The organism is Sphingopyxis sp. FD7, from assembly GCF_003609835.1.
GTDB lineage: Bacteria > Pseudomonadota > Alphaproteobacteria > Sphingomonadales > Sphingomonadaceae > Sphingopyxis.
On record NZ_AP017898.1, the window covers coordinates 1717934 to 1741973 of the forward strand.

Consider the following 24040-nt stretch of genomic DNA (forward strand, 5'->3'; position numbering starts at 1 on the left):
TCTCGCCATGGGCGCGACAAGCGATCGGCCGGTGCCGCTGCGGCGCGACTGGACGGGCTGGCTGTTCGTCCTGCTCGTGGCGCTTGCCGTCGGGGCCGTCCTCGATGCGAGCGGCAACCGCAACATCCGCGCCCCGCGCCCGCATCCCGTCGCGCCGCCGGCCGACGTCGTGCCGCAGGCGCCGCCGATGGTCTTTGCGCCGGTGACCGAAGCCGATGCCCGCGCGCAGAATGCCGCGATTGCGCTCGTCACCACCGGCTTCGTCGCCCCGCGTCCTTTCGTCTATGTCGGCAACGGGGACGCCCGCGCCCGCGCGCGCGACTGTCTCGCCGCCGCGATGCTCTATGAAGCCGGAGACGATGCGCGGGGGCAGCAGGCGGTGGGACAGGTCGTCATCAACCGCGCGCGCCACCCCGCCTTCCCCAAATCGATCTGCGGCGTCGTGTTTCAGGGTGCCGAACGCGCGACCGGCTGCCAGTTCACCTTCACCTGCGACGGCGCGCTCGCGCGGCGCTATTCGGAAGCAGCGTGGCAGCGCGCGCGCGACAATGCCGATCTGATGCTGTCGGGCGGCACCTATCCGCCGGTCGGGCTTGCGACCCATTATCACACCGACTGGGTGCGCCCTTATTGGAGCGACAGCCTCGAGAAGATCGCCATCGTCGATACGCACCTCTTCTTCCGCTGGCCGGGCTATTGGGGCACGCCGGGCGCCTTTCGCGGCGCGGTGTCGGGCGGCGACGGCCCTGTCGCCAAGCTCGCCGCCATTTCGCCGCTCCACGCGGTCGCGCTGGGCCTGCCTGCCGACTCTGCGCCTGCCAATGCCACGGTGGGCGCGGCACGCGTCGTGCCCGGTCTCGGTGACGCCGCGGGGCGCGATACCATCTATGTCCAGCTCGACCGCCGCGCCGCGCCCGAAAGCTTCGTCACCACCGCGCTTCGCCTCTGCGGCGACCAGCCCTATTGCAAATTCATGGGCTGGACCAATCCGGTGCTCAAACCCGACAGCGACGCGATGTCCGACACGCAGCGCGCGGCGATGAGCTTTTCCTACCTTCGCGACGACAAGGCGGGGTTTGAAAAGGCGCTGTGGAATTGCAGCGAATATAAGCGCGACGACCCGCGCCAGTGCATGAAACGATAGCGCGAACCCCCTCCCCGTCATCCCGGCGAAGGCCGGGATGACCATGCCAAAGAGCGACAGCGCCGGTCCGCTTTGGGGGGGCTTCCACCCGCGCGCGCCGCGCCCTATAGCGCGCCATGCTCCTTTCCGACCGCGTCCTCTTCCTCGACGGCGAAGCGCTCGTCATCGACAAGCCCGCCGGGCTTCCCGTCGATGCGCCGCGCGACGGCAGCCTCAGCCTCGAGAACCATCTCGACTCGTTGCGCTTCGGCTTCAAGCGCTGGCCCCTGCCCGTTCACCGGCTCGACCGCGACACCTCGGGCTGCCTGCTTCTCGCGCGCAATCCCAAGGCACACGGCCGCTTCACCCGCGCGTTCGAGGAGCGCGCGGTCGAAAAACAATATCTCGCCATCCTCGACGGCGTGCCGACGGAAGGCGGCGGAACGATCGACCTGCCGCTCGCCAAGACCTCGACCGCCGAGGCGGGGTGGCGGATGGTCGTCGATCCCGCCGGGAAGCCCTCGGTCTCACATTGGGAAAAGCTTGCCGTCGTGGATGGCCGCGCGCTGCTGCGCTTCCGTCCCGAAACCGGCCGCACGCACCAACTGCGCGTCCACGCGCTCGAGGGACTTGGTTTTCCGCTCGCGGGCGACCCCGTCTACGGTCGCGGCGGCGCGAAGGACCGCACATTGCTCCACGCCGAACGGCTGGTGGTAAAACGTGACGTCAAGCCGTCCATAATTGCCGAGGCGCCCTTCCCCGACGCCTTCGCCGCGATGGGGTTCGCCGTGCCCGAGGGAGCGGCGCCGACCCGTGGCTGACATCCCCGAACAGGCGATCAGCGAAAAGTTCCTCGCCGGGTCGGGGCCGGGGGGCCAGAATGTCAACAAGGTCGCGACCGCGTGCCAGCTGCGCGTCGATGTCTATGCGCTCGGCCTGCCCCCCGACGCCTTTCGCCGGCTGAAGCAACTCGCGGGCAGTCGGCTCACCGGCGACGGCGAGCTGATCATCCTCGCGCGCCGCTTCCGCACGCAGGAAGCGAACCGCGCCGACGCGCGCGCGCGCCTCTCCGAGCTGATCGACGCTGCGCTCGTCCGCCCCGAACGCCGCATCAAGACCAGGCCGAGCAAGGCCGCAAAAGCGCGGCGCGTCGATGGCAAGAAGGCGCGGGGCGCACTCAAGGCCGGGCGCGGCCGCGTGCGCGCGTCGGACTAGGACGGATCGCGCATGGAGCCGAGGCTCCCTCAAGCGAGCGGCTTGATTTGCCTCGGAACCGGATGGCTCTCGGCTCCCAAGGCGGCCCACGATCCGACCCGTTATGGGACAAGGACGCGCGCGCCTTCACCATATCGCTTCATTTCGGGGTAACCAACACGGCCCTATTCTGTCCGTCATACAGAGACAGGCGGGGGTCATGGCCGTGTTGGGATACAACAGCATCGAAACCGGATCGGCGCTCAAAAGAGCACGTGGCGCCGAACGGGCGCCGGTCCGTGGCCGCGCGCGCTACCGCGAACCGGGGCTCAACCCCTTCGACGTCGAATTGTTCGATCTTTCGTCGACCGGCTTTCGCATGGTCACCTTTTTCCGGCCGCAGCTTGGCAAGCATATCTGGGTGAGTCTGCCCGGCCTCCAGCCACTCGAAGCGATCGTTCGCCGCGCCGACGGCAATGATTATGGTTGCGAGTTCGTCTATCCGCTCCACCCGTCGGTCGCCAAGCATCTGCAGATCAAGTTGCGTTGACACCGGCGCCGGCGACGGCGAGACCATCGGGAGGATGGTCGGCGTTTATTCTCTCGCCATGGCGGAGGAACGGAAAAAACTGCAAAAACCGCGGAGGCAATGTCGGCGATTCAACCCGCAGCCGTCTCCGACATCTGCAGAATCAGCTTCCATTCGGCCGCCGTCACGCGCCCGACCGACAGGCGCGACTGGCGGATCAGATCCATGTCGGCAAGCCGCGGCTCGGCCTTGATCGCCGCGAGCGTCACGGGATGCGCCAGCGCGCGCACGGGCGCAACGCGCACCACCACCCAGGGCGATCCTTCTTCGGCGGTCGGGTCGGGGAAGCTCTCCTCTACGATCTCCATGATCCCCACGCATTCCTTGCCGATATTGCTATGATAAAAGAGCGCTTCGTCGCCCTTTTTCATCGCCATCAGATTCAGCTTCGCGGTGTGATTGCGCACCCCGTCCCAGATGCCGGTGCCGTCCCGGACAAGCTGGTCCCACGCATAGGCGTCGGGTTCGGATTTCATCAGCCAGTATTGCTTTGCCATGCCGCTCTCTTATCAACCTCCTCGGCCGTGAAAAGAGCGCAGGTTTCTTTTCCGTCATCGTCGCGCGGCCCTGGCGCGCAAGCGACACTCTTCACATCGAGCGAAATCGGGATGCGCCGTGGGGTCGCGCGGCATCAAGCCGCGTCTCGACTTCGCTCGACACAAGCGAAATCTTGGCTAAACAGGCGATTTCCAGACCCCCACTACGGATGTAATGATGACCGCTGCCGTCCCCGTCATTTCCATGGCCCTTCCCGCCGACCAGTTCGCGCGCGATTTCGGGGGGTCGTTCGAGCGTTTCGGCTTCGCGATGATCACCGATCACGGCATCGACGCCGCGCTGATCGACGAGGCCTGGGCGAAAGCCAAGGCGTTTTTCGCGCTGCCCGAAGCGGTCAAGCGCGCCTATCACATCCCCGGCGGCGGCGGCGCGCGCGGTTACACGCCCTTCGGCACCGAAATCGCCAAGGGCGCCAAAGAGGTCGATCTCAAGGAGTTCTGGCACGTCGGGCGCGACCTGCCGCCCGGCCACCCGCTCGCCGCGCAGCAGCCGAACAATGTCTGGCCAACGGAGATCGAGGGATTCCGCGCCGTTTACGACAAGCTGTTCGCCGAGTTCGACCGCGTCGGCGGCCAGCTCCTGTCGGGAATCGCCCGCTATCTCGGCCTTGCCCCCGATTTCTTCGACGACCCGGTGAAGGACGGCAACAGCGTGATGCGCCTGCTCCACTATCCCCCCGTCGAAGCGCCCGCCAAGGGTATCCGCGCCGAAGCACATGAGGACATCAATACCATCACCCTGCTGTTGGGCGCCGAGGAAGCGGGGCTCGAAATACTCGACAAGGACGGCAGCTGGCTTCCCGTCTCGCCGCCGCCCGGCGCGATGGCGGTCAATGTCGGCGACATGCTCCAGCGCCTGACCAACAACCGCCTCCCCTCGACGACGCACCGCGTCCGCAATCCCGACGAAGGCCGCGCCGGCATCGCGCGCTATTCGATGCCCTTCTTCCTTCATTTCCGTTCGGACTATCTGATCGAAACACTGGACAACTGCATCGACGCCGACCATCCCAACCTTTACCCGACGCCAATCACCGCCGACGATTATCTGCAACAGCGCCTGCGCGAAATCGGGCTGAAGAAATAGGCCCTGGCCTTATCCTCCCTGTGGCGAAGCCATGGGGAGGGGGACCGCCGCCGCAGGCGGTGGTGGAGGGGCAAGGGTCGCGGCAGCGCCGTAAAACGGCCCTCATCCGCCAGATCAATCTCGCTCAGTCGTCATCCCGGCGAAGGCCGGTATCTCGCCGTCGCGCCCCAAGCCGAGGTCGAGATCCCGGCCTTCGCCGGGATGACGGAAGCTAGAGATGTTGACCCGCCACACTCCCAAACGAAAAAGGGCGCCGCGTTGCCGCAGCGCCCCCTTTTTCGATCAGGATCCCGAACGGGAACGGGTCTTACTTGATCCCGTCGCGCTCCATCCGCTTGCGCTCCATCTTGCGGGCGCGGCGGACGGCGGCGGCGCGCTCGCGGGCGCGCTTTTCGCTGGGCTTCTCGTAATGACGGCGCAGCTTCATTTCGCGATACACGCCCTCACGCTGCAGCTTCTTCTTGAGCGCGCGAAGGGCCTGGTCGACATTATTGTCGCGAACGATGATCTGCATAAACCGTGTCGTCTCCTGTTCGTCAAAACAGTCCGGGCCACCGGGTCATCCGGTCCGCCGCAAACCGCCGATATTCGGGCAATAAAAAGAGCGCCGCGAAAGCGCGACGTTCCGGTTGAGGGCCAACTAGAGGGATTCGCCCCGAAATGCAAGCATAAAGGCGGCGAGGCGCCCGCGGCGCTGCGCCGGACCGCTCTGCCTCGCACGGGATTGTGCCCGCCCCGCCCCCTGTGGCATAGGTAGCAGGACGAAACCGATAGGAAGAGGAACCGGCGATGGCGACCCAGCTCAAGCGCAACAGCAAATATAGCGAAGCCGAATGGACGGCGCGGCAGGAACTCGCCGCATGTTACCGCATTTTCGCGATGATGGGCTGGGACGAGATGATCTTCAACCATATCACGGTGAAGGTGCCCGACCAGGACGGCGCCTTCCTCATCAACCCCTACGGCCTGCATTTCAGCGAGGTTTGCGCGTCGAACCTCATCAAGATCGACATCGACGGCAACAAGCTCGACGCGGATAATCCCTGGCACGTCAACAAGGCGGGCTTCGTCCAGCACAGCCTGTTCCATCGCGTCCTGCCCGACGCGCACGCGATCATCCACACCCACACCACCGCGACGATGGCGGTTTGCGGGCTCGAAGATGGGCTGCAACCGACCAATTTCTATGCCTGCAACTTCATCGGCCAGCTCGCCTATCACGATTTCGAGGGCGTGACGGTGCGCGAGGAAGAGGGCGAGCGGCTGGTCAGGAACCTTGGCGACAAGCGCATCCTGATGCTGCGCAATCATGGGCCCGTCGTGATGGGCAAGTCGCTCACCGACGCCTTCATCAAATATTGGGCGCTCCAGCGCGCGTGCGAAATCCAGCTCGCGACGATGAGCATGGGCAAGCCGATCCTGGTGAACGACGACGTCATCAAGGTCCACCAGCGCGACCTCCATATGGCCGCCATCCCCGGCCAGTCGGGCAAGGCCGAGTTTGACGCCATGGTGCGCAAGGTCGACAAGATCGACACAAGCTGGCGTGACTAATCGGCAAAGGGCGCTAACAGGGGCGGCATGACGCGATTCTCGGTCAACGACCGTCCGGTCGAATATCGCATGGAGCCCGACACGCCGCTGCTGTGGGCGCTGCGCGATGCGTCGAACCTCACCGGCACCAAATATGGCTGCGGCACGGGCGATTGCGGCGCCTGCACCGTCGACATCGACGGCGAGGCGATCCGCAGCTGCCTGGTCACGATTGCCGAATGCGAAGGCCGTTTCGTGACGACGATCGAGGGACTTTCGCGCGACCGCAGCCATCCCGTTCAACAGGCGTGGGTCGCCGAACAGGTGCCGCAATGCGGTTTCTGCCAGTCGGGAATGATCATGGCCGCCGCCGCGCTGCTCCGCAAGAACAGCAATCCCAGCGATGCCGAGGTTGATGCGGCCATGACCAATATCTGCCGCTGCGGCACTTATCCGCGCATCCGCAGCGCGATCCGTCTCGCCGCACGGGTGATGCGCGGCGAGGAACGCATCGCCGCCGCGCCGCCGCCCGGCATCCGCCCCGACGACGCCGCGCGCGCCGTTCCCGCGCTGCGCCCCGAAAGCTGAACCGCAGGCAACGGCGCGGTCAGGCATCGATCATCTTGCCGCTGGTAAGAATCGATTCATCATCCCGGCTGGCGTCTCCAGCAAACGGGACGTGAGTTGGAGAATGGCGAGATGAGAAAGATGTTAGGAGGAGTGCTGATCGCCGCGACGATGCTGACCCCGATCGCGCCCGCCGCCGCGCAGGCATCGGGCGAGCGGATCCTGATCGCGCAGCGCGACGACCGCGGACCACGCGGTCCCGAGGTTCGCCGCGGCGGATACCGCGACGGCGAGGCCCGTCCGCAGCGCCAGCCACGCAGCGAAATGCGGGCCGAGCGCCGCGGCGAACAGCGTCAGCAATGGCAGGGACGAAGCGACCAGCAGCGCCAGCACTGGCAGCAGCAGCGCGAGGCGCGTCAGGCCGAGCGCAATCGCGGCAACGCCTATGACCGCAACCGCGATGGCCGCGTCGATCGCCGCTGGGATCGCAATCGCAACGGCGAGGTTGACCGGCGCTGGGACCGCAACGACAACGGACGCGTCGATCGCCGCTGGGATCGCAACCGTGACGGCGACCTCGATCGCCGCTGGGATCGCGACAACGACAATCGTGTCGATCGCCGCTGGGACCGCAATCGCAACGGCTATGTCGATCGCCGCTATCGCGACGGACGCCACGACCGCTGGGACCGGAATCACGATCGCTGGAACCGCGACTGGCGCCACGACCGCCGCTACGACTGGCGCAGCTATCGCGATCGCTATCGCAGCTACTACCGGATGCCGCGCTACTATAATCCTTATCGCGGCTATGGCTACACGCGCTTCAGCATCGGCTTCACGCTCGGCTCGCTGTTCTACAGCCCGCGCTACTGGATCAACAACCCCAGCTACTATCGCCTGCCGCCCGCCTATGGGGGCTATCGCTGGATCCGCTATTATGACGATGCACTGCTTGTCGACACCTACACCGGCGAGGTGGTCGACGTGATCTATGATTTCTTCTGGTAAACTTCCTTTCGGTTACCGGAATGACAAACTGGGGCCGCTTCGTCGGCCCCTTTTTTGCACCCTTTCATCGGTCGGTCCAATAGTCGAACACCGCCTGCTGCTGCTCGCGGATGAAGCGCGCCGCCGGCGCGCCCTCCCACGGTCCATCGTAACCGAGCAGCAGCGCCGTCCCGCCGACCCACCAACCCTGCCCCGGCAGCCGGTCGCTCTCGCGCACCACCAGCACCGCGAGGTCGGGTTCGCCGTCCAGCGCGCACAACCGGTCGACTTCGGCCAGCGTCTTGCACAGCGCGCGCATCTTGGGCCGCGTGAACCGGAACCCCAGCTCGCCAAGCAGCTCGGAATAGCTGACGCTGTTCCCCGCGCGCGCCGCGTCGGTCAGGATCGCCCGGATGCGCGGCGCATCACCGAGAGCGCCCGCGTCGGCGGCGGCGACCGCGCCGCCTAGGCCTTCGTCTTTGGCGGCCATGGCACAAACCCCGACGTGCGCGCGACATAGGCTGCATAGTCGGGTCGCGTCTTGTGCAGCCCCTTTTCGAGCAGCGCCTTGCCCGACCATTTGGTGAGCGTGAAGGTCAGGAAGACCGGACCGATCAGGCTCGCCAGGGCCGGTTGCCAGCCGATGTCGAGCACGACGATCCAGATGCCCCACCAGCTCAGCGCGTCGCCGAAATAATTGGGATGGCGCGTATAGCGCCACAGCCCCGTATCGAGCACCCGCCCCTTGTTCGCCGGATTCCGGCGAAAGGCGTGAAGCTGCGCGTCGCCGATGCTCTCGAACGCGATGCCCGTCAGCGCCGCCACCGCGCCGACCCAGCCGAGGATGCCGACGCCGACGCCGACGCCCCCGCCGGCCCAGATGCCCACCTGCGCGGGCAGGCAGGTGATGAACAGCAGCGGCGCCTGCGTCAGAAACACCGTCAGCAGCGACGCCCGCGCCCAGCTCCAGCCACGTGTCTCCATCGTTCTCGCCAGAATCCGGGCGTAGCGCGGGTCTTCGCCCTCGCGCACCCAGCGGCGCGCGAGGTGGATCGCGAGCCGCAGCCCCCACAGCGACGTCAGCCCCAGCAGCAGCCTGGCATGCGCCCCCTCGATCCCCGCCTGCGCCGCGCTCCCCCAGGCAAGCAGCACCATGCCGAACGCCCAGAAGGCGTCGATGAACGACACGTCGCGGATCGTCACGGCGAACAACCAGAGCAGCAGGATCACCGCCAGCAGCCCTGCGAAATTGATCGCCAAAAGCCCCGCTATCTCGGTCATACCGGCCTCTCTCCGTCCGCACCCGTCCCGACAATATCGTCGATCGAACGCACCGCGCGCTCGGGATATTTCGGGATACAGCTTTTATAGATGTCGAACACCTTTTGCATGTCGGCGCGAAAATCGCCCGTCGGCCAGATCAGCGGCCCCAGCCCACCGGTCCTGGTGCCATAATCCATCAACCCGACGACCAGCGGCACCTTGGCGCCCAGCGCAATCTGATAAAATCCGGTGCGCCACTTCGCCGTCTTGCCGCGCGTGCCTTCGGGCGCGACGGTCAGCATGAACTCCCCCCGCCGCGCGAACTCGGCGATCATCTGCGCGACAACGTCGCCACCGCCGCGCCGGTCGACGGGCACGCCGCCCATCTGGCGGATGAAACCACCGATCGGCCAGCGGAACAGCGACAGCTTCGCCATGAAATAGGGCCGGAGCTTGAGGTCGGCGGTCAGCCCCAGGAAGTTGACGAAATCCCAATTGCTCGTGTGCGGCGCCGCGATGATGATGAAGCGCCGTGGCTCGGGCACCACGCCCACCGCTTTCCACCCGCGCGCACGATAGAGCATCAGCAACAGGCAGCGCACCGCGCGCGCCGCCAGCCCCGGCGGATTGTCGTCGATCCTTGTCACGCCCGCTCCTCTCCCAACGTCGGATTGCGCGAAAGCCGCGCCCGACGCAAGGGGCCAAGCCTGGGCGGCTCTATCCGACGAACGCCCGTTCGATGACGAAATCGCCCGGCGCGGCGTTCGACCCTTCCTTGAACCCCAGCGCCTCGAACCGCGCTTCGAGGTCGCGGATCATCGCCATGCTGCCGCACATCATCACGCGGTCGGTCGCAGGGTCGAAATGCGCGGGGCCGGTCAGCGGATGGCCGAACAGCCGCCCGCCGTCGATCAGCGCGTCGATGCGCCCCGTGGTGCGGAACGGCTCGCGCGTCACCGTCGGCAGGTAATGGAATTGCAGCAGCGCCTGATCCTGAACCAGCGGATCCCCCGCAAGCTGGCTTTCCAGCGCGTCGCGGAAGGCGAGATCGCTCACCTGCCGCACGCAATGGACGAGCTGGATCTGGCTGAACCGCTCGTAAATGTCGGGATCGCGCACCAGACTCAGAAAGGGCGCCAGCCCCGTTCCCGTCGACAGCAGGAACAGCCGCTGGCCGGGAAGCAGTGCGTCGGCAACGAGCGTTCCCGTCGGTTTTCGGCCAAGATAGACCGGATCGCCCGGCTGGATCTTCTGAAGCCGCGAGGTCAGCGGCCCGTCAGGCACCTTGATGGACAGAAACTCCAGCTCGTCGGCATAGGCGGGGCTGGCGATCGAATAGGCGCGCAGCAGCGGCCGCCCCTCGCCCGGCAGCCCGATCATCACAAACTCGCCCGACCGAAAACGAAAGCTCGGCGGGCGCGTGATCGTGAAACTGAACAGATGCTGGTTCCAGTGCCGCACCGCGCGCACCTCCTCGACAGTCAGCGAGGCGGAGGGAGCCAGCTTGGCGGCGGCGGCAATACGGTCACTCATAATCTCGGCTTTCTTGACGGTTTTCGCGCCGACTGCGCGACATCAACCGCGCACCGGCGTCCGGGCTTCCCCAGAGCGGAATCCCGGCGCCAGGTCCAAGCAGAATTGCTTGCGCTGCTGAAACCGGAAACCACAGCGAATGATTCGCGCGGCCTGGAACATATATTTCTAGTGCAAATCATTATCAATAATGCGCTGACAGGGATTGCGTGCGAATCCTTATGTCCGACGGCACCAAGCTTGCTGCATCACGCGGTCGACGAAAGCCGTCGACTCACGCGAAGCCGGAAAATGGCGCGCCCACGATGATGAAGCTGACGACCATGTGGGGCTTCCCCGCAGGCCGATCAGCGCCGTCAGTTCCCGGGCAACGCGGATGCTGGACAGCGACCTATCGGCCACTGGCGCCGGACACTCCCACGCAAAGTCATCGACGATGCACAGGATGCGGACCGCCAACCGCACACCAGGCTGTCCGACACGGATTCCGAGCGAAGCGAAGAAGGGCGCGCAGCGCTCAATTCGAACGACCGGCGCTGGTTCGGACCCCGCGGCAGTGCCATCGGCGTCCGCGTGCCCCTGAACCGGCGCGCTCATATCTGGATCTGGCTGCCGAGTTCGACCACGCGGTTGGTCGGGATCTTGAAAAACTCCATCGCGCTTTCGGAGCTTTTGCTCATCCACGCGAACAGCCGCTCGCGCCACAGCGCCATCCCCGGCTTGGCAGCCGAGGCGACGAGCTTTTGCCGCCCAAGGAAGAAGCTCGTCGTCATCATGTCGAACGGTCCTCCGATCGCGTCCAGCCGCGCAAGGTCGCGCGGGACGTCAACGTCCTCCATGAAACCATAGCGCAGGATCACGCGATAAAAGCCGCGTCCGGCGTCCTGCGCCTCCAGCCGCGCTGCGGGATCGGCGTAGGGTACATCCTCGACCAGCACGGTCAGGATCAATACGCGCTCATGCAGCACCTGATTATGCTTCAGATTGTGGAGCAGCGCCGGGGGGATGCCCTCGGCCGCGGCCGACATGAACACCGCGGTGTTGCGAACGCGGTGCGCCGAGGCGGCGGCCGATTCGATGAACAGCGGCAGCGGCATACTCGCCTCCTCCAGCCGCGCGCGCATCAGGCGGCGGCCGGTCGCCCAGGTGGTGAGTATGGTGAACAGCGCCGCCGCGACCACCAGCGGGAACCAGCCGCCGTCGGGGATCTTGGTGATATTGGAGGCGAAGTAGATGCCATCGACGAGCAGGAACAGGCCGATTGTTCCCGCCGCCAGCCAGCGGTTCCAGCGCCACACCTTGAAGATCAGGAAGCCGAGCATCAGCGTGGTGATGAGCATCGTGCCGATCACCGAAATACCATAGGCCGATGCCAGCCGGGTCGATTCGCCGAAGCCGAGCACCAGCAGCAGCACCATCGCCAGCAGGCCCCAGTTGATCGCCGGAATATAGATCTGCCCCGCCGCCTTCTCGCTGGTGTGGAGCGTGCGCAGGCGCGGCAGGAAACCCAGCTGGATCGCCTGGTGCGTCACCGAAAAGGCGCCCGAAATCACCGCCTGGCTGGCGATGATCGTCGCTGCGGTAGCGATGAACACCAGCGGCAGCCGCGCCCATTCGGGCGCCATCAGGTAAAAGGGATTCTGGACGGCTTCGGGCGTGCCGAGCAGCAGCGCGCCCTGCCCCATATAGTTGAGCATCAGGCACGGATAGGCGAGCGTCAGCCAACTGAGCCCCACCGCCTTGCGCCCGAAATGGCCCATGTCGGCATAGAGCGTCTCGGCCCCGGTCACCGCGAGAAACACCGACCCCATCGCGAGGAAGGCGAGCCGCGTATCATAGAGAAAAAACTCGACCGCCCGCCAGGGGTTGAGGATGCCGAGGATTTCGGGGTGCGCCGCGATGTTGACCACGCCCAGCGTCGCCAGCGTCGCGAAATAGACGAGCACGATCGGCCCGAAGAACGCCCCCACCCGCGCCGTCCCGCGCGACTGGATCAGGAACAGCGCGATAAGGATCACCACCGCGATCGGCAGCACGAGCGGTTGCAGGCCCGCCTCGACCACCGTCAGCCCCTCGACCGCCGAGAGCACCGAGATCGCCGGGGTCAGCATCGCATCGCCATAGAACATTGAGGCCGCGAGCACGCCGAGCACCACCAATGTCCCGCTCCAGCGGCTTCGGCCGAGGTGGCGCGAGACCAGCGCCAGCAGCGCGAACGAACCGCCCTCGCCGCGATTATGCGCGCGCATCGCCACGAACACATATTTGACGGTCACGATCAGCATCAGCGACCAGAAGATCAGGCTGAGCACGCCAAAGATGTGCAGCCGGTCGACCGCGAGCGGATGCGGGCCGATGAAACTTTCCTTGAGCGCATAGAGCGGCGAGGTGCCGATGTCGCCAAAGACGACGCCGATGGCGCCGAGCATCAGCACGGGCAGGCGGTCCTTGGGCGCGTGGGAGAGCGGAGCCGCGGCAGCGGCGGACGATGATGCGTCGGGATGGTTTTCCATGCCCGCGATGTGGGCTTCCGGCGCATAAAGATTCCATGTGGATTTTATCCGCGCCTCTCGACGCCGGGGCGCGGGAAGCGCATTTAGGCGCGCATGGACACGATAGCGGCAGGCCGGGCGCTCCGGCAGAATGAGATGGCCAGGCGCCTTGGCAGCTATGCCGTCACCTTGCTTCTGATCGCCGGCGCGACGCTCGCCGGCTTGCTGATCGCCGATCGCTGGGGCAACGCGCCGGTCGCGCTGCTCTATATTCCGCCCGTGCTCGTCGCCGCGGTCAGCTGCGGGCAATGGCCGGCGATTATCGCCGCCACCCTCTCGACGCTCACCTATAATTTCTATTTCACCGAACCCTATCGCACCTTCGTCATCCACAGTCCGGCCGACATTGTGACGGTGGCCGCGCTGTTTCTGGTCGCCATGGTCACCAGCCGTCTGGCTGCGTCGCTGCGCGAACAGAGCCGACGCGCCGACGCGCACGCCGCGCGCAACGCGACGATCGCCGGCCTCGCGCGTCGCCTCCTCTCCTGCACCGACGAACAGGCGATTGCCGACGTCGCGGTGCATGAGCTTGCGCGCCTCTTCGGCGGTCATGCGGTGCTTGTCGTCGGACGCGAAGCACCGCAAATCGTCGCGGCCACCCCGGCCGGCGTCGCGCTCGGCCCCAGCGACCTTGGCGCCGCGGCGCTGACCCTCGACACCGGCGAACCGTCGGGCCGCGGCGTTTCGCGCCGCGATCCCGCCGACTGGCAATTCCATCCGATTGCCGCGGACCATGCCGTTCTCGCCGCCGTCGGCCTCGCGCGCGAGGATGGTTTGCCGCCGGTCGCTCCGAATCAGCATCAGCTGCTCGGCAATCTGCTCGACCAGGTCGCGCTCGCGCTGGAACGCGCGCGACTGGAGGGCGAGGCGCGCGATGTCGCCGCGCTGCGCGAGCGCGACCGGCTGCGCGCGGCGCTGCTCATGTCGATTGGCGAGGACGTCAAGCCGCGCCTCAACGCGATCGCGGCCGCGGCACGCGCGCTGCGGCGTGCCGAGGGCGGCGACAAGGCACTCGCCGCGACCGTCGCTGCCGAAACCGCGCAGCTCGATCGCTATGTCGACAGCCTCGTCGACCTCAGCCCCGGCGCCGCGCAGGAGCCGCTGGTCATTGGTTCGCTTGCGATCGACCTGCACCACCGCAGCGTCCGGCGCGACGGCGAAACGGTGCATCTGACACCCAAGGAATATGCGGTGCTCGCCGAGCTCGCCAAGCACGCCGGCCGCGTCCTCACCCACGCCCACCTGCTGCGATCGGTGTGGGGACCGGCGCAGCAGGACCATATCGACTATCTGCGCGTCGCGGTGCGAAGCCTGCGCCAGAAGCTCGAGCACGATCCGGCGCGGCCCGCGCTGATTATCAACGAGCCTGCGGTGGGGTATCGCCTGGTGGCCGGATAAGGTGGCGCGCTGTGACCGGCGAAGATGAGCAATACAGTTTCGCTATCGCGCGCTAGCTGTTTGGTCCCAGCATGTGGTGGTGTAATTTTGTCATCATCACAGCGGAGGGAGCTATGGGACAGATTCTACACGGCAGCGCCAAGACCACGCATGATCTTCCCCCGGTTGCGCGGACACCAGGGTTAGCCCGTCATGCGTTGCTCGGCCTGTTCGGGGGTGAGATACCCGAGGGCCGAGTGCATGCGGTTCCGATTATAATAGCCTTCGATATATCCGAACAGAGCCTGCCGGGCTTCGAGATGCGTTGCCCAGCGGCATTGATGGACCAGTTCGACCTTCAGCGTATGGAAGAAGCTCTCCATCGGCGCGTTGTCGTAACAGTTCCCAGTGCGGCTCATCGACGCGGTCGCGCCGATCGCAGTGAGTTGATCGACATAAGCCCCGGCGGCATATTGCGATCCGCGATCGGAGTGATGCACGAGTCCGCGTAGCGGTCGCTGCCGTTGGGCGGCCATCATCAACGCAGCGAGCGTCAGTTCGGTGCGCATGTGATCCCGCATCGCCCAGCCCACGATCTTGCGAGTCGCCAGATCGAGCACGGCGGCCAGATACAGCCAGCCTTCGCCGGTCGGGATATAGCTGATATCGGCCAGCCACACGCGGTTCGGCGCCGTGGCTTCGAAGCGCTGCGCGAGCAGGTTCGGCGCGATCGGCAGGTAATGGCGGCTGTCGGTCGTCGAGGGCCGAAAGCGGCGACCGGCAAGCGCACGGATGCCGTGGCGGCGCATCAGCCGCTCGACACGACCGCGGCTGCAGCCGCGCCCTTCCGCGCGCAGCGCGGCATGCATCCGGGGACTGCCGTATCGCCCGGAATGCCGCGCCTGGATCCGACGGATATCGCCGAGCAACACGGTGTTCGCCGTCGTGCGCATACTCGGCGGCCGATCGCGCCAATCGTAATAGCCGCTGCGCGACACACCGAGCATGCGGCACATGACGCTGACCGGCCAGGTGCCAGCATGGGCGCGGATGAACTGGAACTTCACCGTGGCATCTCCGCGCAAATGCCGACCGCTTTTTTCAGAATGTCGCGCTCCATGCGCGTGCGATCGAGTTCGCGGCGCAGCCTGGCAATCTCCGACGCCTGATCCGCCGGCGACGCCATCGGCGATGATAGCGGCTTCGCCGCAGGCACTGTCCCCTTGATCTCCAGTGCCCGCTGCCAGCGCCTCAACATCGTCGGCATGATCCCCAGCTCACGCGCAACGTCGGTCTGCATCCGACCGCTCGTCTCCCACAGCGTCACAGCCTCGCGCTTGAACTCGTCTGTGAAATATCGCTTCCCAACCTTCGCCATCTTACACCTCCTCGCTCCAATGAGCCGTTCATCGGTGTCCGCGCAACCGGGGGAAGATCACGCACGCCATTCGAGGCGAGCTACAGCGATCGCAAGCTTCGGTCGCGAGCCTTGCCAAGAAGTACGGGACCAACGAGAAGACCGTCCTGAAGTGGCGGCATCGGCAGTCTGTGGAGGACATGCCGATGGGGCCGAAGGAACGCCGCAGCACCGTGCTCTCGCCGATGGAGGAGGCCGCGATCGTCGCGCTGCGCGTGCAGGCCCGGTTGCCGCTCGACGATGTCTACATCGTGCTCAAGGACGTAATCCCGCACCTGACCCGCTCGTCGCTGCACCGCTGTCTGCAACGGCACGGCATCAGCCGACTGCCCAAGGCCGACCGCGAGAAGCCGAAGAGCGCAGGCGTGATCCGATGATCCGGGGGATCATCGGATAGGCAAGCCAAGAACTACGAGATCGGCTACTTCCACATCGACATTGCCGAGCTGCGCTATGAGGGCGGCAAGGCCTTCCTCTATGTCGCCGTGGACCGCACCTCGAAGCTGGTCTTCGCCCGCATCTACCGCAAGGCTACCAAGCTCGCCGGCGCCGGCTTCCTCAAGTCGTTGGTCAGAACCGTACCCTACATGATCCACACCGTGCTGACCGACAACGGCGTACAGTTCGTCCAGCTGCAGCGGGGCCAGAGCAGAAGCTACCTGATCCACATCTTCGAGCGCGTCTGCCTCGAAAACGGCATCGAGCACCGGCTGCCCAAGCCTTGCCATCCCTGGACCAATGGCCAAGCCGAGCGGATGGTCCGAACCATCAAGGACGCGACCGTCAAATCCTTCCATTACGCCTCGATCCAGGAGCTACGACGACACGTCGCCGACTGGCTGGTCGCCTACAACTTCGCCAAGCAGCTCAAGGCTCTCAAGTTCAGAACGCCATATCAGGCCATCGACGAACTCTGGAAATCAAACCCAGACGCCTTTATCGTTCAGCCAACCCACCACATGCTGGGACCAAACACCTAGATTCTTGTATTGCCGTGTTTTCCGAGTCATCAGGTGATTTCACCCGACTTGAAAACACTCTGGTTGTTCAAAGCCATATCGCTCACAAACGGGTTCGTGCGGCGTTCGTGCGCAAAACTGCTGTGCGCGCCATGCCCCGGCAGGAAGGTCGTGTCGCCGCCGAGCGGCCACAATTTCTGTGTGATCGATGCGAGCAGTTGCTGGTGATTGCCGCGCGGAAAATCGGTGCGCCCGATCGAGCCCTGAAAGATGACGTCGCCGACGATCGCCAGCTTCGACGGCGCATGATGGAACACGACATGTCCCGGCGTGTGGCCGGGGCAATGGATGACGTCGATCACGAGATTGCCCACCGTCACCGTGTCGCCGTCGACCAGCCAGCGGTCGGGCTCGAACGGCTCGCCGATCATGCCGAAGCGCGCGCCATCCTCGGCAAAGCGTTCGATCCAGAAACGGTCGTCCTCGTGCGGCCCTTCGATCGGCACGCCGAGTTCCTTCGCCAGCATTCCGGCCTGTCCGCAATGGTCCATATGGCCATGGGTGACGAGGATCTTCTCGACCTCCACGCCCGTCTGGCGCACCGCCTCCTTCAGCTTGGGCAGGTCGCCGCCGGGATCGACGAACGCCGCCTTGTTCGTTTCGGTGCACCAGAGGAGCGTGCAATTCTGCTGAAAGGCGGTGACGGGCACGATCGCCGCGCGCATCGGGGGGTTGGGAGCGTTCATGCCGGTGATGTGGGGAAAAGCGGCACAAATGGCAAGCCGCGCTCCCTCCCCGCCGTTTGACCCGGCAACGGGGCTGGCTTATGGCCTCACGCCATGACCGAGGCTTTTCTTCACGGAACCGTGCACGAGGCGCGGGCGGATATGCAGGCGGCCATCACGGCCGATCCAGCGGCGCTGGCGCTGTGGCAGGCGCTGACCCCGCTCGGGCGCAACGAGTTCATCTGCTGGGTCGATGACGCCAGGCAGGACAAGACGCGCGCGCGCCGGATCGTGCGGACCGTCGAGGAATTGCACGAAGGAAAAAAGCGCCCCTGCTGCTGGGCCGGATGTATTCATCGCACCGACAAGGCGCCGAGCAAGTGGCAGCAGGCGGTGCTGATCGACAAGAAGGCAAAATAGGGCGCCAGCGCCTCAGCGCAGAGTCATCGTGTCGCCTTCGACATTCACTGCGTCGAGCTTCGATAAAAAACTCTGTCCGAGCAGCGACACGCCCATGTCGGCGTCGATCACCGCCGCCCGGACGTCGCGCACCTCGATCCCCTGCACTTCGACGCTGTCCAGCATCACCGTCCGCATCGGCACGTCGCCGCCCGCGGTGCGCGCCATGCCGCCAATCGGCAGGCGGTCGACGTCGATCCCGATCGCCTCGGCGTCGCGCCGTGTCAGCGCGACGATCGACGCGCCGCTGTCGACCATCATTCGGATAGAGGCGCCATCGACTTGCGTATCGGCATAAAAATGCGAATCGCCCGCCCGCGCGAGGCGCACCTCGCCACCGGACGAAGCCGGAGCCGGCGCCGACGACCAGCCGCCGCGCCTGCCGCGCGCGGTCGTCCAATTGCTGTTGGTCGATGGATCCTCGGCCGCCGTTTCGGCGCGATCCTCACCCGTCGAGCGGCTGGCAACGCTCGCCACGCCGACCGACACCGCGGTAATCGCAACCGCCAAACCAAGAAACCGCCCGATCATGGGCATCCTTGTCGCAAACAGGGGTTGGGGATTGGTTAAGCGGGATCGCGGTTCGTGGCAGTTCCGGCCAACGCGCCGCCGCCCTGCTCGATGAAGGCGCGCCACCTGGGCGTTTCGCCGCGAATGCTGTAGGCGATGCGTGCGCAGGCATAAGGGCGTCCGGGCCGATTGTCGGCCTCCGATGCGGTCGTCGGCCACACGCTTTCGCCGCGCGATGACCAGCACACCAGCGCCTCGGCCTCCTGCCCCGCCTCGATCGCCGCGCGCTCGTCGGCGCTCCATGAAGCGGGGGCGCTCCAGCCGAAGATTGCGCGGTGCGGCGTCGCCCGGCCCCACAGGGCTTCGCCGAACGGGCTGTCGTGGTCGGCGAGCATCGCCCGCACCCGCGCGCGATCGGCGGGCGCGAGCCACTGGCCGCCGAGCATCGCCGCCCAGCGCGCCTCGTCGCGCGCGCGCAGCGCCGCCGCCAGTTCGTCCGCCGCTGCGGCGAAACGCGGGGTCCACGCCGAATCGGCCGCGAGCGGCGCGAGCCGCGCGGGCGGACGCGGGGCTTCGGCTTCGGCCGGCAGCAGCGATTCGGGCGCCGCGGCCAGCGGCGCGGTGGGGGCGATAGCGGCGGCGAACGCCGACAAGAGCAGCAGGGCGCGCATCGACACGATGATAGCAGACATGGCTGCACCTGTCATGAACTGGCGAGAAGCCCCTCGCGCATCCACGGCGGCGCGGCGGCGGGATCGATCGCCTCGACCCGCCGATGCTCGACCGACCAGCCAAGGTCGGAATAGGCAACGATCTGCCTTTTTTCATCGGCATCGGCGATCGGCACGACGACGAGCCGTCGGTTGACCTTTTGCCGCCAGTTCATCCGCGCGGTATTTTCCTGTCCGACATAGCAGCCCTTGACGAAGCTGACGCCATTAAGCTCGGCGGCATTGCATTCGAGCCACAGCGTCGTGCCGTCGCCCAGCTCGCCGCGCCCCTCGGCGACGCCGAGCGCCAGCCGGTGCGCGCGCCACGCGGCGTCGGCGCCCTCGCCTTCCGCCGCGGGCGCCAGCCAGCGCTGGCCGAGTTCAGGCAGACGCGGATCGACGACGCCAAGGTCGCCGCCGGGCGCCCAATGGACGCACAGATCGGGTTCGCGCGCGATGGTGATCGCGCGGCGCAGGCGATAGAGCGTCAGCCGCCTGGCAAGGTCACCCGCCGCGTCGCGCTCGCAGTCGATCAATATGTCGTCGCCATCGCCCCAGATCAGGAAATCGAACAGCGCCTTGCCCTGCGGTGTCAGCAGCGCCGCCCAGACGGGCAGATTGCCTGCCACATCATTGGTGACGAGGCCCTGGAGGAAACCGCGGACGTCCTCGCCCGACAGGCGGATGAGCGCGCGGTCCATGAGGGTTGTGTTAGCCATGCGCGGACAATAGGGAGCGCGGGAGCCAAGTTAAAGCCCCTCCCCTGAAGGAGAGGGGGGAGAATGACATGACCGACCGCCTGACGATCCGCCGCCCCGACGACTGGCACGTTCATCTGCGCGACGGGGCGATGCTGGCCCATGTCGCGCCCTATACCGCGCGCCAGTTCGCGCGCGCGATCGTCATGCCCAACCTGTCGCCGCCCGTGACCACCGCCGAGGAAGGCCGCGCCTATCGCGAACGGATCAATGCCGCGGTGCCCGCCGGGTTTGACTTCACTCCGCTGATCGTCGCCTATCTGACCGACGCCACCGACGCGGACGAAATCGCGCGCGGCCATGCCGAGGGGGTGTTCACCGCCGCCAAGCTCTACCCCGCCCATGCGACCACGGGCAGCGCGCACGGCGTCACCGACGTCGCGAACATCATGGGCGTGCTCGAACGGATGCAGGACATCGGCATGCCGTTGCTCATCCACGGCGAGGTCACCGACGCGCACGTCGACATCTTCGACCGCGAGGCGGTGTTCATCGACCGCACGCTCGAACCGCTGGTGCGCGCGCTGCCCGCGCTCAAGATCGTTTTCGAGCATATCACCACCGCCGAGGCCGCGCAGTTCGTCGCCGACGCGCCCGCCAATGTCGCCGCAACGATCACGCCGCAGCATCTCCACATCAATCGCAACGCGATGCTCGTCGGCGGCATCCGGCCGCACGCCTATTGCCTGCCCGTCGCCAAGCGCGAGCATCACCGGCTCGCGGTGCGCGCCGCGGCGACATCGGGCTCGCCCAAATTCTTCCTCGGCACGGACAGCGCGCCGCACGCGGTCCACACCAAGGAAGCGTCGTGCGGCTGCGCGGGCATTTTCAATGCGCCGTATGCGCTCGAAAGCTATGCGATGGCATTCGATCAGGACGGCGCGCTCGACAAGTTCGAGGGATTTGCCAGCGAGCATGGCCCGCGCTTCTACGGCCTGCCGCTCAATGAGGGAACGGTGACATTGGAGCGCGCCGAAATCATCGTCCCCGACCGGATCGGCGAGGTTGTTCCCTTCCACGCGGGCGAAACGATCGGCTGGCGGCTGGTCTGATCCAGCGGACCCTTATTTGACTATATCGTCATCCCGGCGAAGGCTGGGATGACGGGAAGGGATGAAGGCGGCGTCTGTGCGATCGATCGAGGTCGCTGGCGGCCCCCGCCTTCGCGGGAGCGACGGTGATTAGGCCACCTCGATCATCCGCTCGGCGCGCATCTTGCGCCACATGTCGAAACTGAACACCCCGATGCTGATCCAGATCAGCACGAAACAGGCAAGCTGGGCGGGTTTCATTGGCTCGCCGAAAACGAACAGGCTGAGCAGGAACTGGATCGTCGGCGCCAGATACTGCACAAAGCCGAGCGCGGCGTAGCTCATCCGCCGCGCCGCCGTCGCAAAGAGCAGCAGCGGCACCGCGGTCACCACCCCGCCCGCCATCAACAGCAGGCTGATCGACGTGTCGGAAGCAAAGCCGCGACCGTCGCCGATGCCGATATACCAGGCCGATAGCGCAAGCGACGGCAGCAGCAGCACCGTCGTTTCGACCGACAGGCCGGGAAGCGATCCCACCGGCACAACCTTGCGCAGCAGACCATAGACGCCGAAGGAAAAGGCCAGCGTCAGGCTGATCCACAGCGTATCGAGCGCCCCCGCGAGCAGGATCGCGACGCCGATGCCCGCGATCACCACCGCGAGCAGCTGCATCCGCGACAGCCGCTCGCCGAGGAAGAGCATCCCCAGCATCACATTGACGAGCGGATTGAGATAATAGCCGAGGCTCGCGGCGAGCACATGGTCGGTGAAGATCGCATAGATATAGACGAGCCAGTTGACCGCGATCAGCAGCGCGCTCGCGAGCAGCAGGCGCAGCGTCCGCCAGTCCTTGAGCGCCGCCAGATATTCGCCGATCTGGCGCCGGAAAAGCATGATGAGGAAACAGAGCGGCAGCGACCAGATGATCCGCTGTGTCAGCACTTCGACCGGCGGGACGCTGTCGACGAGCTTGAAGAACAGCGGGACAAATCCCCAGATGCCATAGGCGGCGATCGCAAAGGGCAGGCCGCCCTGGTCGCTCCCCGCGGGGGCCGCTGTCTGTGCCATGGCGCCGCGCTTCTAGAAGATCAGATGATGCCGCCGCCCAGCATCAGGCGGATGACGCCGATGATGACGACCACGATGTTGAGGTTCCGCCCGCTCGTCTTGTCCGACATCGCGCCGAGGGCGAGGCCGACCACGGCGAAAGGCACGATCACCCAGTTTGCCCAGCCGAGCAGCGGAATGAAGGCGAAAACCGCGAGAATCAGAGCGATAACCCCGATGGCGAGCGAAGCGATGTTGAGCATGGCCGGAGTTCTCGCACGCCGCCGCCGATGCGGCAAGGGGCTTTCGGTTCGTCGATGGATGCGGTCGATTCATCTTGTTGTTTCAGGTTCATGCAACGGGATTCGGGCCTGGCTCGTTTTTCTTCCCGAAGCGCCCGACCCCGTCCTGCGGGGTGGAAGCGCCGAACCAGGAAAGGACTTGTCATGCGTATCTTGAGCAAAGGCCTGATGGGCGCATTCGTCGCCGCCAGCGTCCTTGGCACCACGCCGCTCCATGCGGGTGTGACCACCCCGGCAAAGGCGCCGAGTTATCACGCGTTCGACCAGGCGTCGGACTTTCACCGCAAGCGCAAGGATCGCCGCTATTATGCGCGTGGCGAGCGTCTTGGTCGGGATTCGCGCATCTGGCGCGGCGATGACGGCCGCTATTATTGCCGGAAGGACAATGGCACCACCGGCCTGTTGATCGGCGGCGCCGTCGGCGGCCTCGCGGGGCACGAGATCGCGGGCGACGGCGACAAGCTGCTCGGCACCGTGCTTGGCGCCGCGGGCGGTGCGCTGCTCGGTCGCGAGATCGACCGCGACAAATATCGCTGCCGCTAACGAACAGAAACCGTCTCGCGTGCGGGTTTGAGACCCCTCCACCCGCACACGCTGATGGCGAGGGCACCGGTTAACGCCGGTGCCCTCAAGCGTGTGCGTCTTGTTCATCGGCCGTTCTTGCCCCACAAGCGTCGTCCAACGCTGCGGGAAAGTGAATATCATGCTGAACGGCCCTCTGCTCGTCACCGAGCGATTGATCCTTCGTCCACCCGCGGCGGAGGATTTCGACGCTTTTGCCGCGATGTGCGCCGAAGAAGAGACGATGCGCTTCATCGGCGGCGTCTGCCCGCGGTCGGCGGCCTGGCGTCAATGGTGTACGCTCGCCGGCGCCTGGCATATCCGCGGCTTTTCGATGTTCTCGGTGATTGAGCGCGCCAGCGGCGAATGGGTCGGCCGCCTCGGCCCGTGGGAGCCCGACGGCTGGCCCGCGCCTGAAATCGGTTACGGCGTGCGCGCGAAGTTTGCCGGCAAGGGCTATGCCTTTGAAGGCTGTATCGCGGCGTGCGACTTTGCGGTCGAGTTTCTGAAATGGCCCGAGCTGATGCACAGCATCGACCCCGCGAACACGCGGTCGCAGGCGCTGGCGACGCGGCTGGGGGCGAGGAACAGCGGACCGACCCGCCTCCCCGCGCCCTTTGAGGACGCACCCGTCGATGCCTGGACGCAAAGCGCCGACGCCTGGCGTAGCAAGCGAAAGGAGTTCCGCCCGTGACCGACCAGCATATCGACCCCGAACGCGCGCAGTTCGACGCCTTCAAGGCGCTGCCGCGCGATACCGTCATTCACATGCTCAACCTTGTCCGCTTCCGCGGCAAGGCCGCCTATCCGCCCGATCATCCGCTTGCCGCTGAGGGTCTGACGGGCGCCGAGGCCTACCGCCATTATGGCGCCGACAGCGGCCCGGTCTTCCGGCGTGTCGGCGGGCGGATCGTCTGGACGGGCACGATGGAGGCGATGGTGATCGGCCCCGCGGCCGAGCGCTGGGATGCGGTCTTTATCGCCGAATATCCGAACAGCGGCGCCTTTCTGGAAATGGTCACCGACCCCGTCTATCGCGCCGCCGTCGTTCACCGCCAGGCGGCGGTCGAAACCTCGCGGCTCATTCGCTGCGCGCCGAAAGCGTCTCGGTCCGAGACAGGTTTTGGCTAATAAAGCCTTACCCGTTAACGCATTTTCTTTGCCCCTTTTTAACCAGGATCGGGCAATCCGGGGGA

28 protein-coding genes and 1 pseudogene are annotated in these 24040 nt (G+C 65.9%); 15 read left to right on the top strand and 14 right to left on the bottom strand.

What is annotated here, in order from left to right; translation table 11 throughout:
* The first annotated feature begins 7 nt into the window (after positions 1-7).
* The 4 genes from SPYCA_RS08050 (at position 8) to SPYCA_RS08065 (ending at position 2867) form a co-directional block, all read left to right on the top strand.
* Complete coding sequence (locus tag SPYCA_RS08050; protein ID WP_120219718.1) at positions 8-1144, top strand: cell wall hydrolase; 1137 nt, start codon at positions 8-10, stop codon at positions 1142-1144.
* Between the two features lie 116 nt (positions 1145-1260).
* The gene (locus SPYCA_RS08055) at positions 1261-1944 is read left to right on the top strand and encodes an RluA family pseudouridine synthase (RefSeq protein WP_120219719.1); all 684 of its coding nucleotides are present in this window, start codon (positions 1261-1263) and stop codon (positions 1942-1944) included.
* Positions 1937-2338 carry an alternative ribosome rescue aminoacyl-tRNA hydrolase ArfB gene (arfB, locus tag SPYCA_RS08060; protein ID WP_120219720.1) on the top strand — a complete coding sequence of 134 codons (402 nt, stop codon included), beginning with the start codon at positions 1937-1939 and terminating at the stop codon, positions 2336-2338. The genes SPYCA_RS08055 and arfB overlap by 8 nt, the downstream gene beginning before the upstream one ends.
* A gap of 199 nt (positions 2339-2537) precedes the next feature.
* Complete coding sequence (locus SPYCA_RS08065; protein WP_172595008.1) at positions 2538-2867, top strand: PilZ domain-containing protein; 330 nt, start codon at positions 2538-2540, stop codon at positions 2865-2867.
* A gap of 110 nt (positions 2868-2977) precedes the next feature.
* On the opposite strand, the gene SPYCA_RS08070 is transcribed toward SPYCA_RS08065, so the two are convergent.
* Positions 2978-3403, bottom strand: a complete 426-nt coding sequence (locus SPYCA_RS08070) for an EVE domain-containing protein (protein ID WP_120219722.1) — start codon at positions 3401-3403, stop codon at positions 2978-2980.
* Between the two features lie 217 nt (positions 3404-3620).
* Between SPYCA_RS08070 and SPYCA_RS08075 the strand changes: the two genes are divergently transcribed.
* Positions 3621-4550, top strand: coding sequence for an isopenicillin N synthase family dioxygenase (locus SPYCA_RS08075; RefSeq protein WP_120222216.1), 930 nt, complete (start codon positions 3621-3623; stop codon positions 4548-4550).
* Positions 4551-4857: 307 nt separating this feature from the next.
* Here SPYCA_RS08075 and rpsU read toward each other — a convergent pair whose 3' ends face one another.
* Positions 4858-5064: a 30S ribosomal protein S21 gene (rpsU, locus tag SPYCA_RS08080; RefSeq protein ID WP_003047635.1), complete on the bottom strand. Its 207-nt coding sequence runs from the start codon at positions 5062-5064 to the stop codon at positions 4858-4860.
* A gap of 275 nt (positions 5065-5339) precedes the next feature.
* On the opposite strand from rpsU, the gene SPYCA_RS08085 reads away from it, so the two are divergent.
* The 3 genes from SPYCA_RS08085 (at position 5340) to SPYCA_RS08095 (ending at position 7661) form a co-directional block, all read left to right on the top strand.
* Entirely contained in the window at positions 5340-6104 is a 765-nt protein-coding gene (locus tag SPYCA_RS08085) for a class II aldolase/adducin family protein (protein ID WP_120219723.1), read from the top strand.
* A gap of 27 nt (positions 6105-6131) precedes the next feature.
* Positions 6132-6671: a (2Fe-2S)-binding protein gene (locus tag SPYCA_RS08090; RefSeq protein WP_120219724.1), complete on the top strand. Its 540-nt coding sequence runs from the start codon at positions 6132-6134 to the stop codon at positions 6669-6671.
* A 111-nt stretch (positions 6672-6782) separates the two neighbouring features.
* On the top strand, positions 6783-7661 hold the full coding sequence (locus SPYCA_RS08095) for an RcnB family protein (RefSeq protein WP_232003594.1): 879 nt from the start codon (positions 6783-6785) through the stop codon (positions 7659-7661).
* Positions 7662-7725: 64 nt separating this feature from the next.
* On the opposite strand, the gene SPYCA_RS08100 is transcribed toward SPYCA_RS08095, so the two are convergent.
* The 5 genes from SPYCA_RS08100 to SPYCA_RS08120 form a co-directional block, all read right to left on the bottom strand.
* A complete protein-coding gene (locus SPYCA_RS08100; protein ID WP_120219726.1) occupies positions 7726-8130 on the bottom strand; it encodes a ribose-phosphate pyrophosphokinase in 405 nt (134 codons plus the stop codon).
* Positions 8106-8921 carry a DUF1295 domain-containing protein gene (locus SPYCA_RS08105; RefSeq protein WP_120219727.1) on the bottom strand — a complete coding sequence of 272 codons (816 nt, stop codon included), beginning with the start codon at positions 8919-8921 and terminating at the stop codon, positions 8106-8108. Before SPYCA_RS08105 ends, SPYCA_RS08100 begins: the two co-directional genes overlap by 25 nt.
* Positions 8918-9550 (bottom strand): lysophospholipid acyltransferase family protein, encoded by a 633-nt coding sequence (locus tag SPYCA_RS08110; protein ID WP_120219728.1) that lies wholly within the window; start codon positions 9548-9550, stop codon positions 8918-8920. The genes SPYCA_RS08105 and SPYCA_RS08110 overlap by 4 nt, the downstream gene beginning before the upstream one ends.
* 70 nt (positions 9551-9620) lie before the next feature.
* Positions 9621-10436 carry a ferredoxin--NADP reductase gene (locus SPYCA_RS08115; protein ID WP_120219729.1) on the bottom strand — a complete coding sequence of 272 codons (816 nt, stop codon included), beginning with the start codon at positions 10434-10436 and terminating at the stop codon, positions 9621-9623.
* A gap of 593 nt (positions 10437-11029) precedes the next feature.
* Entirely contained in the window at positions 11030-12949 is a 1920-nt protein-coding gene (locus SPYCA_RS08120) for a potassium transporter Kup (RefSeq protein ID WP_120219730.1), read from the bottom strand.
* 135 nt (positions 12950-13084) lie between these two features.
* On the opposite strand from SPYCA_RS08120, the gene SPYCA_RS19805 reads away from it, so the two are divergent.
* Positions 13085-14386: a DUF4118 domain-containing protein gene (locus SPYCA_RS19805; RefSeq protein ID WP_172595009.1), complete on the top strand. Its 1302-nt coding sequence runs from the start codon at positions 13085-13087 to the stop codon at positions 14384-14386.
* Positions 14387-14568: 182 nt separating this feature from the next.
* Here the strand turns inward: SPYCA_RS19805 and SPYCA_RS08130 are convergent.
* A protein-coding gene (locus tag SPYCA_RS08130) for an IS3 family transposase (protein ID WP_120219132.1) occupies positions 14569-15743 on the bottom strand; the annotation gives its coding sequence in 2 pieces (ribosomal slippage) (positions 14569-15458 and positions 15458-15743; 1176 coding nt in all).
* A 56-nt stretch (positions 15744-15799) separates the two neighbouring features.
* Between SPYCA_RS08130 and SPYCA_RS08135 the strand changes: the two are divergent.
* Positions 15800-16762 (top strand): annotated as a pseudogene (locus SPYCA_RS08135) (IS481 family transposase).
* Between the two features lie 29 nt (positions 16763-16791).
* Here the strand turns inward: SPYCA_RS08135 and SPYCA_RS08140 are convergent.
* On the bottom strand, positions 16792-17487 hold the full coding sequence (locus SPYCA_RS08140; protein ID WP_120219732.1) for an MBL fold metallo-hydrolase: 696 nt from the start codon (positions 17485-17487) through the stop codon (positions 16792-16794).
* A gap of 93 nt (positions 17488-17580) precedes the next feature.
* On the opposite strand from SPYCA_RS08140, the gene SPYCA_RS08145 reads away from it, so the two are divergent.
* A complete protein-coding gene (locus tag SPYCA_RS08145) occupies positions 17581-17886 on the top strand; it encodes a YdeI/OmpD-associated family protein (protein ID WP_120219733.1) in 306 nt (101 codons plus the stop codon).
* A gap of 12 nt (positions 17887-17898) precedes the next feature.
* Here SPYCA_RS08145 and SPYCA_RS08150 read toward each other — a convergent pair whose 3' ends face one another.
* The 3 genes from SPYCA_RS08150 to ygfZ are packed head-to-tail and all read right to left on the bottom strand — an operon-like array spanning position 17899 to position 19864.
* Positions 17899-18456 carry a retropepsin-like aspartic protease family protein gene (locus tag SPYCA_RS08150; RefSeq protein ID WP_120219734.1) on the bottom strand — a complete coding sequence of 186 codons (558 nt, stop codon included), beginning with the start codon at positions 18454-18456 and terminating at the stop codon, positions 17899-17901.
* Between the two features lie 35 nt (positions 18457-18491).
* The gene (locus tag SPYCA_RS08155; RefSeq protein WP_120219735.1) at positions 18492-19127 is read right to left on the bottom strand and encodes a hypothetical protein; all 636 of its coding nucleotides are present in this window, start codon (positions 19125-19127) and stop codon (positions 18492-18494) included.
* Positions 19128-19138: 11 nt separating this feature from the next.
* Complete coding sequence (gene ygfZ / locus SPYCA_RS08160) at positions 19139-19864, bottom strand: CAF17-like 4Fe-4S cluster assembly/insertion protein YgfZ (protein ID WP_120219736.1); 726 nt, start codon at positions 19862-19864, stop codon at positions 19139-19141.
* A 68-nt stretch (positions 19865-19932) separates the two neighbouring features.
* Between ygfZ and pyrC the strand changes: the two genes are divergently transcribed.
* Positions 19933-20955, top strand: a complete 1023-nt coding sequence (gene pyrC / locus SPYCA_RS08165) for a dihydroorotase (RefSeq protein WP_120219737.1) — start codon at positions 19933-19935, stop codon at positions 20953-20955.
* Between the two features lie 129 nt (positions 20956-21084).
* Here the strand turns inward: pyrC and rarD are convergent, their stop codons facing one another.
* The gene (gene rarD, locus SPYCA_RS08170) at positions 21085-22002 is read right to left on the bottom strand and encodes an EamA family transporter RarD (RefSeq protein ID WP_120219738.1); all 918 of its coding nucleotides are present in this window, start codon (positions 22000-22002) and stop codon (positions 21085-21087) included.
* Between the two features lie 20 nt (positions 22003-22022).
* Positions 22023-22244: a hypothetical protein gene (locus SPYCA_RS08175; RefSeq protein ID WP_120219739.1), complete on the bottom strand. Its 222-nt coding sequence runs from the start codon at positions 22242-22244 to the stop codon at positions 22023-22025.
* Positions 22245-22427: 183 nt separating this feature from the next.
* Here SPYCA_RS08175 and SPYCA_RS08180 point away from each other — a divergent pair, with 183 nt between their 5' ends.
* From SPYCA_RS08180 to SPYCA_RS08190, 3 genes are all read left to right on the top strand, one after another.
* Complete coding sequence (locus SPYCA_RS08180; RefSeq protein WP_120219740.1) at positions 22428-22826, top strand: glycine zipper 2TM domain-containing protein; 399 nt, start codon at positions 22428-22430, stop codon at positions 22824-22826.
* Between the two features lie 160 nt (positions 22827-22986).
* Entirely contained in the window at positions 22987-23538 is a 552-nt protein-coding gene (locus tag SPYCA_RS08185; RefSeq protein WP_120222217.1) for a GNAT family N-acetyltransferase, read from the top strand.
* Positions 23535-23975, top strand: a complete 441-nt coding sequence (locus SPYCA_RS08190; protein WP_120219741.1) for a DUF1330 domain-containing protein — start codon at positions 23535-23537, stop codon at positions 23973-23975. The genes SPYCA_RS08185 and SPYCA_RS08190 overlap by 4 nt, the downstream gene beginning before the upstream one ends.
* Positions 23976-24040: the final 65 nt, after the last annotated feature.